This is a genomic window from Bacillus sp. FG16 (genome assembly GCF_057809515.1).
The window spans coordinates 65655-76679 of sequence record NZ_JBMDKC010000013.1; the positions used below are offsets into that span (position 1 = coordinate 65655).

12 protein-coding genes and 1 pseudogene are annotated in these 11025 nt (G+C 34.1%); 10 read left to right on the plus strand and 3 right to left on the minus strand.

The window, feature by feature from the left end:
* The first annotated feature begins 8 nt into the window (after positions 1-8).
* Both ACODS7_RS07455 and ACODS7_RS07460 read left to right on the plus strand, forming a co-directional pair.
* Complete coding sequence (locus ACODS7_RS07455) at positions 9-1499, plus strand: alanine/glycine:cation symporter family protein (RefSeq protein ID WP_016081269.1); 1491 nt, start codon at positions 9-11, stop codon at positions 1497-1499.
* Between the two features lie 71 nt (positions 1500-1570).
* Positions 1571-1963, plus strand: a complete 393-nt coding sequence (locus ACODS7_RS07460) for a carboxymuconolactone decarboxylase family protein (RefSeq protein ID WP_172452194.1) — start codon at positions 1571-1573, stop codon at positions 1961-1963.
* A 156-nt stretch (positions 1964-2119) separates the two neighbouring features.
* Here the strand turns inward: ACODS7_RS07460 and ACODS7_RS07465 are convergent.
* Positions 2120-2411 (minus strand): annotated as a pseudogene (locus ACODS7_RS07465) (hypothetical protein).
* Positions 2412-2472: 61 nt separating this feature from the next.
* Entirely contained in the window at positions 2473-3114 is a 642-nt protein-coding gene (locus tag ACODS7_RS07470) for an HD domain-containing protein (protein ID WP_029442556.1), read from the minus strand.
* A 106-nt stretch (positions 3115-3220) separates the two neighbouring features.
* On the opposite strand from ACODS7_RS07470, the gene ACODS7_RS07475 reads away from it, so the two are divergent.
* The 4 genes from ACODS7_RS07475 (at position 3221) to ACODS7_RS07490 (ending at position 7461) form a co-directional block, all read left to right on the plus strand.
* Positions 3221-3724: a GNAT family N-acetyltransferase gene (locus ACODS7_RS07475; protein ID WP_029442555.1), complete on the plus strand. Its 504-nt coding sequence runs from the start codon at positions 3221-3223 to the stop codon at positions 3722-3724.
* A gap of 233 nt (positions 3725-3957) precedes the next feature.
* The gene (locus ACODS7_RS07480) at positions 3958-4623 is read left to right on the plus strand and encodes a lytic polysaccharide monooxygenase (RefSeq protein ID WP_029442554.1); all 666 of its coding nucleotides are present in this window, start codon (positions 3958-3960) and stop codon (positions 4621-4623) included.
* Between the two features lie 160 nt (positions 4624-4783).
* Entirely contained in the window at positions 4784-5713 is a 930-nt protein-coding gene (ppaC, locus tag ACODS7_RS07485; RefSeq protein ID WP_029442553.1) for a manganese-dependent inorganic pyrophosphatase, read from the plus strand.
* A 101-nt stretch (positions 5714-5814) separates the two neighbouring features.
* Positions 5815-7461: a M3 family oligoendopeptidase gene (locus tag ACODS7_RS07490; protein WP_029442552.1), complete on the plus strand. Its 1647-nt coding sequence runs from the start codon at positions 5815-5817 to the stop codon at positions 7459-7461.
* A 28-nt stretch (positions 7462-7489) separates the two neighbouring features.
* On the opposite strand, the gene ACODS7_RS07495 is transcribed toward ACODS7_RS07490, so the two are convergent.
* Positions 7490-7678 (minus strand): DUF4017 family protein, encoded by a 189-nt coding sequence (locus tag ACODS7_RS07495; RefSeq protein WP_016081277.1) that lies wholly within the window; start codon positions 7676-7678, stop codon positions 7490-7492.
* A gap of 240 nt (positions 7679-7918) precedes the next feature.
* Between ACODS7_RS07495 and ACODS7_RS07500 the strand changes: the two genes are divergently transcribed.
* The 4 genes from ACODS7_RS07500 (at position 7919) to ACODS7_RS07515 (ending at position 10974) form a co-directional block, all read left to right on the plus strand.
* Positions 7919-8368 carry a DUF6884 domain-containing protein gene (locus ACODS7_RS07500; RefSeq protein WP_016081278.1) on the plus strand — a complete coding sequence of 150 codons (450 nt, stop codon included), beginning with the start codon at positions 7919-7921 and terminating at the stop codon, positions 8366-8368.
* Positions 8369-8662: 294 nt separating this feature from the next.
* The gene (locus ACODS7_RS07505) at positions 8663-9397 is read left to right on the plus strand and encodes an N-acetylmuramoyl-L-alanine amidase (protein WP_029442551.1); all 735 of its coding nucleotides are present in this window, start codon (positions 8663-8665) and stop codon (positions 9395-9397) included.
* A 368-nt stretch (positions 9398-9765) separates the two neighbouring features.
* A complete protein-coding gene (locus ACODS7_RS07510; protein WP_243168313.1) occupies positions 9766-10596 on the plus strand; it encodes a GH25 family lysozyme in 831 nt (276 codons plus the stop codon).
* Between the two features lie 222 nt (positions 10597-10818).
* Complete coding sequence (locus ACODS7_RS07515; RefSeq protein WP_243168312.1) at positions 10819-10974, plus strand: hypothetical protein; 156 nt, start codon at positions 10819-10821, stop codon at positions 10972-10974.
* Positions 10975-11025: the final 51 nt, after the last annotated feature.

The window sequence follows — 11025 nt, forward strand, 5'->3', positions numbered from 1 at the left end:
GGATTTGGATGGAGAATTTAGTAGAATGGTTAGTAGGGCAAGTGTGGAGTATCGGTTTAGTTGTTTTTGCATTAGGGGCAGGCGTATATTTCACGATTGCAACACGCTTTTTGCAAATTCGTTATTTTAAAGAGATGATTAAACTATTATTTGAAGGAAAGAGTTCAGAGACGGGAATATCATCTTTTCAGGCATTTTGTTTAGCCTTATCAGGAAGAGTTGGAATTGGTAATATCGCAGGGGTAGCGACAGCAATCGCTTTCGGCGGGCCTGGAGCTGTATTTTGGATGTGGGTAATGGCTTTGTTAGGGGCAGCGAGCGCGTTTGTTGAATCAACATTATCTCAAGTATACAAAAGTAAAGTAGGGAATGAATATCGCGGCGGTACTCCATATTTCATTGAGAAAGGTTTAAAAATGAAATGGTTTGCAGTCATTGTAGCGGTAGTTGTAACACTTTCATATGGCGTGTTATTACCAGGTATTCAATCTAGTAGTATCGCAGTTGGATTTGAAAACTCTAATGGTATTAACAAATATATAACTGGTATATTTTTAGTCGTGTTACTAGCAGCAATTATTTTTGGTGGTGTAAAGAGAATTGCTGGCGTTTCTCAAATGCTTGTTCCATTTATGGCAATTGGCTATGTAATTGTTACATGTATCATATTAATTGCGAATGTATCGGATATTCCAAGTATGTTTGCTTTAATTTTCTCTAGCGCATTTGGTGTAAATGAAATGTTTGGTGGAATTGTTGGTGCAGCTATTGCATGGGGCGTCAAACGCGCTGTATTTTCAAACGTTGCTGGTGTCGGAGAAGCGACGTATAGTTCGGCGGCTGCTGAAGTATCGCATCCTGCAAAACAAGGATTAGTTCAAGCGTTTTCCGTATATATCGATACAATTGTCGTATGTACAGCGACAGCTCTTATGATATTAATTACAGGTATGTATAATGTTATACCTGAAGGGAAAAGCGCTATTGTAAAAAACATAGGAAATGTGGAAGCAGGTCCAATTTATACGCAACAAGCAGTTGAAACTGTGATGACAGGGTTTGGTCCAATATTTATTTCAATTGCGATTTTCTTTTTTGCATTTACAACGTTACTCGCTTACTACTATATCGCTGAAACAACACTTACTTATTTAGATCGTCAATTGAAGTATGGCTGGTTAAAACCAGTTTTAAAATTTGGATTTTTAATTATGGTTTACATCGGTAGTGTTGAATCAGCGTCGCTTTTATGGAATCTTGGAGATTTAGGAATTGGTAGTATGGCATGGTTAAACTTAATCGCGATTCTATTATTAAGTAAAATCGCATTAAAAGTGTTAAAAGACTATGAAACGCAGAAAAAAGAAGGGAAAGATCCAGTATTTGATCCTAAAAATGTAGGGATTGAAGGATTAACATTTTGGGAAGAAAGAAGTAAAGAGGTTGAAAGGAAAAGTTCTAGAGAAAAAGTTATAGTAGATGATAATTTAAAATTATAACCTAAATTAACTGAAAATTCTTAATTTTAAAGGGGTATATTGCCTTCATTTCATCACATACTACAATAGGTATGGATAAAATGACTGGAGGGAATAAGATGGAACATGAGCAACATAGTTCGATAAATGATATTCTACACCATTATAAAGAAGGTATAGGTAGTTTTACAAATCAAATTCCTGAAATCGCTGAGACATATAATGCGTTCACGCAAGCTTGTTTTCAAGAGGGTACTTTAACAAAAAGAGAAAAACAACTTATTGCATTAGGAATTAGTTTAGCAACGCAAGATGAGTATTGTACAATTTATCATACAAAAGGTTGTCTTGATCAAGGATGTTCGGATAAAGAGATTCTGGAAGCATGTGGTGTTTCAGCAGCATTTGCTGGCGGAGCTGCGATGAGTCAAGCGGTAACTTTAGTACAAGAATGTTTAACAGAACTGAAAAATCAAAAGCATTGAATAAAAAACGTTTTAAACTTTATGTTTAAAACGTTTTTTATGTGAAATTAAATTTGAGTATAAAAATTATCTAGGATGGGTTCAATTTATGGTTATACAATAAAGGAAGAATTTCAAATTTAGTAAGAATGAGAAATAACAACTATTTATTTAATTTTAAGGTTTTGTAAAAAGCTTCAATTGTTTCATATAATCAATAGCTTTTGTTTTTCTGTTTAGAAACATAATGTGCTTCATGAAAATCTCTATAGTAACTGTTTACTACTTCTTCAGAAAGAGCTCTGTCAGAGATAGCTCTTTTAACCGCGCAGTATGGTTCGTTTGTATGTGAACAGTTAGGAAATTTACATCTCATAGAAATCTCTTTTATATCTTCATATCCAAAATCAAAATTCGCCTCAAGGTTTATCAAGTCAAATCCTATTTTACTAATAAGAAATCCCTCCACTTTTGAAAGAGTCTTTTAGAAACACACATACAAATTTTATCGTTTTCAGTTTGTATTCACTTTAATATTTTATATCTTTATAAATAGATGTTTCTACATCAGGAAGAACTGTGTATATACTCTTACCGATTAAAACTTCTAATTCTTGCTTAATTGCATAAAAACCTTTCCAATGTAAAGATGTATGAGATGTTGTACCATGACGCAAACCAACTGAAATTAATCTTCTTTCCAGCGTAGTAAAGCCATCTGCGTCAGCAAGAGCGTCACAAAGAGTAATTACTTTATTATATAAGTCGTAGTTACTATGTTCATTCAATATTGCAACTAAGCGGCTTTTCATATGGTCAGGAACGAGATTCCATTCCGCTGCGATATCTATATGTTCATTTTTACAGGGAAATGAGTGTGTCACACAAATAATGGCGTTTCCTGTATATCCTAAATCATTCATATACATATAACCATCATAGGAATGAATGACCGATTTGGTAAAACCTTTGTATCTTCCGATATCATGCAAAAGGGCAGCGTTATATGCTATGTCAGCGTCTAGGTCATACCCTTTTTTGATAAGCTCTATAATTATGTTTTCAGTTGCATGAGCAACATGTATTGAATGTCCAAACCAAGGGCCGGGGTTTTGTTCATATGCCCATTCGAGTAATTCTTTTGCATATGTTCTATCTAATATATATTTCATATAGTTATCCTTTCACTAAAAAAATCATATCCTAAATAAATTCATCTTATTATTTCATTATTCCTTCTTTAAAAATTGTTACAATGAAACAAAAGGGGGAAAAGTAATGCGAAATTTAGTAATTGAAGAAATTAAGCAACTAGAAAATGATATGGAAGAACTTTCGAAACTTTTGAAAACGGTTGTAAATGATGGGGCATCAATTGGTTTTTTGCCTCCACTGGAACAAAAAGACGCAACAAAGTATTGGCAAACAGTATTAGCGCCAGAAGTGATATTGTATGTGGCTAAAATAAACAACGAAGTAGCAGGGAGTATTCAATTACAATTAGTTACAAAGCCAAACGGAATTCATAGAGCCGAGATTTGCAAATTAATGACTCATCCAAACTTTAGATGTAACGGTATTGGACGATTGCTTATGCAAAAAGCAGAGGAAAGAGCGAAGGAAGAAAACAGGTCTCTTTTAGTATTAGATACTAGAGAAGGAGATCCTTCCAATAAATTGTACAAATCACTAGACTACCAAGAAGTTGGAACAATACCAGGGTATGCAATTTCTCCGAATGGAAAGTTAGATGCTACGGTTCTTTATTATAAATGCATATAAATTGTGATTAAAAGGTTATCATACTGAATAATAAGAAACTATTTTAACACCGTCTATATTTTTCTGGCGGTGTTAAATAAATTTATTGATATAATCCATTTAACGCACTAAATGAATTTGAGAAAGTTTTTAGAGGGTTCTTTTAGTAATGATTCTCGTCTTATAATAAATGTAGAGAAGATGACTAGCCAACTATAGTTATTTTCGCTTTATTATCGGAAGGGGATGAAAGAATGAAAAAGAATAGTTTACAAAAGATGAAGAAAGTTATTTTAAGTGGTGGCGTATTACTTACGGGATTATTAACATTTGGATTTTCAGAAAAGGCTTCAGCTCATGGATATGTAGAATCACCAGCGAGCCGATCTTATTTATGTAAGCAAGGGGTAAATGTAAATTGTGGACCAATTCAATATGAACCACAAAGTGTAGAAGGGATAGGTGGATTTCCGCAACTAGGACCTTCTGATGGACAAATTGCAGGGGCTGGTCACTTTCCCGCTTTAGATGTTCAAACTGTAGATAGGTGGAAGAAAGTTATGTTAAATGGCGGGACGAATACATTCAAGTGGAAACTAACGGCTCCTCATAGTACGAAAGAGTGGAAATATTATATTACGAAAAAAGGTTGGAATCCAAATAAACCTTTAACGCGATCAGATTTAGATTTAGTGCCATTCTATGTGAAAAATGACGGTGGAGCTAGACCGGGGACAACAGTAACGCACGAAGCAAATGTACCAACTGACCGTAGTGGATACCATCTTATTTTAGCTGTTTGGGAAATTGCAGACACTGGAAATGCGTTTTATCAAGTTATAGATGTAAACCTTGTGAATAATGGCTTAGCTTCAAATTTCGCTTTTAACAATGTAGTGCAAACTCCTACACTATTTTAATTGAAACATATATTTCGATCATCTAATTCATTTTAGATGATTTTTTTTATGAAAATGATGAAAAATATAGAAGAAAGTGCAATTATTTATAAAAAAATATGCTTTAAATATTGTCATATTTGCTTCTTTAAGATATCCTTTTCATGAAGAGGTGGAAAACATGGAAAAAGTACTAGTTTTCGGGCATAAAAACCCAGATACAGATGCAATTTGTTCTGCAATTGCTTATGCAGAATTGAAAAAAGAATTAGGAATGAATGCTGAGCCTGTACGTTTAGGCGAAATCAGCGGTGAAACTCAATTTGCGTTAGACTATTTTAAAGTAGAAGGACCGCGTTTTGTTGAGACAGTAGCAAGCGAAGTGGACAACGTTATTTTAGTTGACCATAACGAGCGTCAACAAAGTGCTAACGATATCGAATCAGTTCGTGTGTTAGAAGTTATTGACCATCACCGTATTGCTAACTTTGAAACGAGCGATCCTATATACTATCGTTGTGAGCCAGTGGGATGTACAGCTACAATCTTAAACAAAATGTACAAAGAAAATGGCGTTACAATTCGTAAAGAAGTTGCAGGTTTAATGTTATCTGCAATTATTTCAGATTCTTTACTATTCAAATCTCCAACTTGCACAGAACAAGACGTAGCAGCTGCTCGTGAATTAGCGGAAATCGCTAGTGTAGATGCTGATAGCTACGGCTTAGAAATGTTAAAAGCTGGTGCTGACTTAAGCGGAAAAACAATGGAGCAATTAATCTCTCTTGACGCTAAAGAATTCCAAATGGGTAATGCGAAAGTTGAAATCGCACAAGTAAACGCTGTTGATACAAACGACGTTCTTGTACACCAAGCGGAACTTGAAAAAGTAATCTCTGCAGTAGTAGAAGAAAAAGGTTTAGACCTATTCTTATTCGTTGTAACTGATATCTTAACTAACGATTCTGTCGGTCTTGCGATCGGTAAAGCAGCAAACGTAGTTGAGAAAGCATACAACGTATCACTAGAAAACAACACAGCTACATTAAAAGGTGTTGTATCTCGTAAAAAACAAATCGTACCAGTATTAACAGAAGCATTCCAAGCTTAATTTTATTGAGTACACATAAACAGCAAGGACAAGTAGTCAGATTGGCTACTTGTCCTTTTTTATCTCTAAAAAACAGAAAATTAAAAACGGGAGGATTGTGTATGTTTAATGATTTGGAGAGTAAATTACAGTCACTTTTAGAGCGAAATATTACGTCGGTTTCAGAATTAGAGAGCTGGCTTTCGGAGGAGCTGCGTTTAAACACAGAAATAGAAGAGGAGTTAACGATCAATTTAATCGCTATGTATAGAAATACAAAAGATAGTAATATACGTGATATACATATGTATAACCAAAATGAAATTCAGCCACTTTTAAAAAGATACAATGCAAAATTTGACCAGAAATTTAGAGATTGTCCGTTTTCTGATTTATTAGATGAGCAGAAATATGGATTTATGAAAAAAGCAAGATTTGTGAAGAGTGAGATGTTTAATGAAAAGAACATAGCGCTTTCCGTTAAAGAGCAAGAACTTATTACGAAATATAGAGAAATAATGTCTAGCATATCTATTAATTGGGAAGGCGAGCAAAAGACGTATGCATACGTAAAAGCAAGGCTAGATAACCCAAATAGAGCTATTCGTGAAAAAGCTTGGTACGCTTTGTGCGAAGCAAGAAGTATAATAAAAATAGAAATAGATTGTATTATGAAGGAACTCGTACAATTGCGGAATCAGATGGCTTTAAATGCAGGGTTTAATAATTATAGTGAATATGCCTTTAAACAAAAAAATAGAGATTACAGTATTGAAGATTGTTATAAGTTTCATGAGTCGATAGAAAAGTGTGTTGTACCAATTTGGAAACAGTTAGGAAGTCTTTTTAAAAAGAATCTTGATGTAAAAACGTATCGTCCTTGGGATCTTGCTCCTTGTAATTTGCAAAAATCTTCATTTGAAAATTACATTGATTTATTGGATGGGGTTGAAGAAATGTTTCGGAAGACAGATTCATGTTTTCATGAGGAATTTACTCATATAAGGAAAGCGGGATTAATTGACGTACAAGAACGGAAAAATAAAGCATCAGGGGCAGCTTGCTTTACCTTACCTCATAGTAAAGACGTTTTTGTTTATTCTAATTTTAGTCCTTCATTTTATGCAATTAATGCATTAATACATGAATTGGGGCATGCATTTCATTTTTATAAACAATTTAACAATGAAAGTAGTATGCAGGAAAGGTACCTTCGTGAAGAGGTGGCGGAACTTTATTCCCTTAGCCTGGAGTTGCTATTAATGGATAAGCTTAATATTTTTTATACGCAAGAGGATGATTATAAAGAAGTACAGCGAGTTCAATTATATCGTACTTTATCGTTATTAATATCGTCAGTTTCAGGAGATGTATTTCAGCACTGGCTTTACACAAATCCAAACCATTCACCAGAAGAGCGAGATGAGAAATATATTGAACTATGTAAAAGGTATAAATATTCATCAGTTGATATTGCAGGAGTAGAGAATGAAATTGGTTCGAGTTGGTTTGAGTCATTTCACTTTGCTCAGTTTCCTTTTTATAAAATTGAATATGCAATTGCACAAATAGGAGCAATGCAATTGTTTCAAATTTATCGAGAGAATCCGGAACAAGCGATTGCTTTCTTTAAAGAGGGAGCGAGTTCAGATTGGAATTTATCTATACAGGAAATATATAAAAATACAGGTGTTGCGTTTGAATTTTCGGAAGAAAGGATACAAAGTACTGCAAGGGCTATTTTAGATTTGATTAACGAATTAAAATAAGGATAGCGTTAGCTATCCTTATAATCGTTTATTCGTAAGATTTTTTCTTGTTTATATAAAATGTAATGATAGTAGTAATGAAGAAAATAGGTATCGCATACACTTGCCCAACAAATAACTTCCAGCTGACATAATTATAGCCTTCAGATGCTGGAATGATAACGGAAATAACGCAAACGATAAAATAGACTAATAGTGCAGGGATAATATTTTTCATTTTTATGAACCTCCTTTTTAATTTTATTCATACATCCTCATATTGCAATTTGTTTTTAATATTTTGAAGAAAAAATGCAAAAATTTTATGGTATTATAATATTTGCAACGAGAGTAATCCATAGTACGTATATGGTAAAATGTGTAATTTTAACTTTCAGAATTATTATATAGTATTTCGAGAGAAAAATGTACAAAATAACGAATTTTATTTACAGAAGTAAAGGGAGTAGAAATATATATGAAAAGGCTATGTATAATTCCATGTGGAAAAAAGAAAATTTGGGATAAGTATTCAAACTACGGACCGATGGAAGCAAAAGATGTATATATTAGTCCGTTCGGAAAAGCATGTCAGGCGTACGCAACTATGTTTTTCGAAAACTGGGTTATATTATCAGCGAAACATGGATTTTTAAGACCAAATGATATTGTATTAGAAAACTATGATCTTGCATTTGATTCAAAAAGCGATGAGGTAATAAGTATAGAGCAATTACAAAAACAGATGGTAGATAAAAGTTTACTACAGTTTGACGAAATCGTCTTACTAGCGGGAAAAAAGCATAAAAAAGTAGTGACAAAGTTATATCCAGAAGAAATGATTACATATCCGTTAGAAGGATGCAAAGGGATTGGGTATATGTTGCAGAGGTTGAAAGAGGCAGTGAAGGAAGAGGCGGAAATATAGGTATAGTTTCGATCACCATGATCTTAAACTTTATTTAGGGAACTAAAACGTAAAATAGAGTTTTTAAGCATCGCCAAAAAGGTGATGCTTTTTTGTTCGTGTCACCATTCAAGTTAATGCAATTTAGAGAACAAAGAATCCGATTTGTGAAGTGACATCTCTTTTTAAAATCGAAAACGAATTGCCTTCACCTTTAGAAAATGTAGGATATATGGGTACAGTTAAGATTGTAAGTGGGAATAGCAATAAGACAAGTTTTGAATAGGATATTAAGAAAGGAGATGTTGATGAATAATGGCCAGATATAGTTTGCACGGAGGACACAATAGTATTGTTCAAGGTGCTAATTTTGGGAATCGGAGAGAACACGTTCTAGATAGGCAAGTTAAAGATGCTGTGGCGGCTAAGTTAAGAGCCTTAGGACACACGGTTTATGACGATACGGACGAGGTAGGGACAACTCAATCACAAAATTTAAATAATATCATTCGTAAAAGCAATTCCAATGCTGTGGATTTAGTTATTTCTTTTCATCTTAATGCGAGCAATGGAAATGGACAGGGTGTTGAGGTTCTGTATTATGATCAGAAAGACTTAGCGGCTAAAATCTCAGCTCAACTAGCAAAAGATATTGGATGGCGTGATCGAGGTGCGAAACAGCGTACAGATTTAGCGGTATTAAATGGGACGAAAGCACCTGCTATTCTTATAGAATTAGGATTTATTGACAATGAGTCCGACATGGCAAAATGGAATGTTGATAAAATCGCTAATTCTATTGTATTTGCTCTTACAGGACAAACTGGAGGAGGTGCAGTGGATTTGCTCAAAGTAAAAACTGGCGGTGTAGCATTTAGTAATTTACAAGCCTTAGCTCAAGCAATGGTTGATGCAGGTATTGATGGACAAATTATCGTTCAGAAAGATGGCATTGGTTATGCTATAACGAATGGCTACCAAGCTGGAAATATCGATAAATTTACAGCTTGGTTAGATGCACGTAAGTGGTACTATGAGTATGTGAGATAAAGTGAAACTTTAATCAGCCTTCACCAATCGGGCTTTTACAGGCAGCCCGCCCCCAGCTAACTTCGTTGCTTCCGCTGAATTTTGAGGTGGGGGTCTTACTGCCCGTTAATGCGGGGTAAAACTAATGATTAGTGGGTTGAAAATACAAGTTGGCTTTTATTGTTTTAATTATATACTTTAGTTTTTGGAATAATCATCTTTTAAATCTGCAATAATATTCTATTTTTCGATACATAAGTTAAATTTTAAATCATTATCAATTAATACAAAATCTCTACTGCTAATTAAAAAACTGACTTGATTGTTTAAGGGATAAGAGCAAAAAATACAAGCTCTGAATATGATAATAAAAAAGGAGATGATGAATTATGGGTTACATTGTAGATATTTCAAAATGGAATGGCAATATTAACTGGGATATCGCAGCCCCACAATTAGATTTCGTAATTGCACGTGTGCAAGATGGTTCAAATTATGTTGATCCTTTATATAAAAATTATGTACAAGCAATGAAAGTAAGAAATATTCCGTTTGGTAATTACGCGTTCTGTCGTTTCGTTTCAGTAGAGGATGCACGGATAGAAGCGAGAGACTTTTGGAACCGTGGTGATAAAAATGCAACAGTTTGGGTAGCTGACGTAGAAGTAAGAACAATGAACGATATGAGAACGGGTGCACAAGCCTTTATTGATGAATTACGCAGATTAGGAGCTAAGAAAGTCGGTTTATATATTGCTCATCATATGTATGCTCCATTTGGAATGGCAAATGTCAATTCTGATTTTATATGGATTCCTCGTTATGGTGGTAACAAACCGGCGTATCCATGTGAAATTTGGCAATACACAGAAACAGGGAATGTAGCTGGTATCGGAAAGTGTGATTTAAATGAGCTAATTGGAAATAAACCGTTAGCTTGGTTCACAAATCAAACTGTTGAGCCAATAAAAAAACAAGAAGGGGTTGGAATTATAGTGAATAAATATAACAAAGTAGTTACTTATGAATTTGGTATAAATTTAATTCCTGACATGATTCAAATGATGGATAAGCTTGGATATACTTCTAAAATAATATCTCGCGGAAATAACCAAGGGCTTGTGTATTTTGAGACAGATTATCGTCAAGGGAACGAACTGGACAAAGCAACGGCTGGGTTAGATACGAAAGGAATTAAATTTTTTTATACAAAAGAGTAGCTTGCTAAATAAAAATAAGAGCCGTCATGTGACGGCTTTTTATTTTAATGTAATCTGCTAACTCTACTTATGATACGGAGAAAATAGACTAATATACAAGCCTTTGTATACTTTCAAACATAGAATATGATGAATTCTATTTAGGAGGAAGTATATTCATGGGGAATACTTGTCATTGTGGGCATTCCCGAAATTGTAATAAATTTTGGGATGATTTAATGTTTGGGAGATGTAGATGTAAACGCAGAGATTTTCACGAATGTTGTTGCAAAGAGAAACCGAAATGTGAGTGTGAAAAATGTCATTGTAAAACAAAACCGAAATGCCATTGTAGAGGTGAAGAGGAAGGAGATTAATAATAAAAAAGAGTACGATTGAACTGCACCCCAATTGTTAGACACAGTCTAACAATTGGAGGTGCAGTTTTTC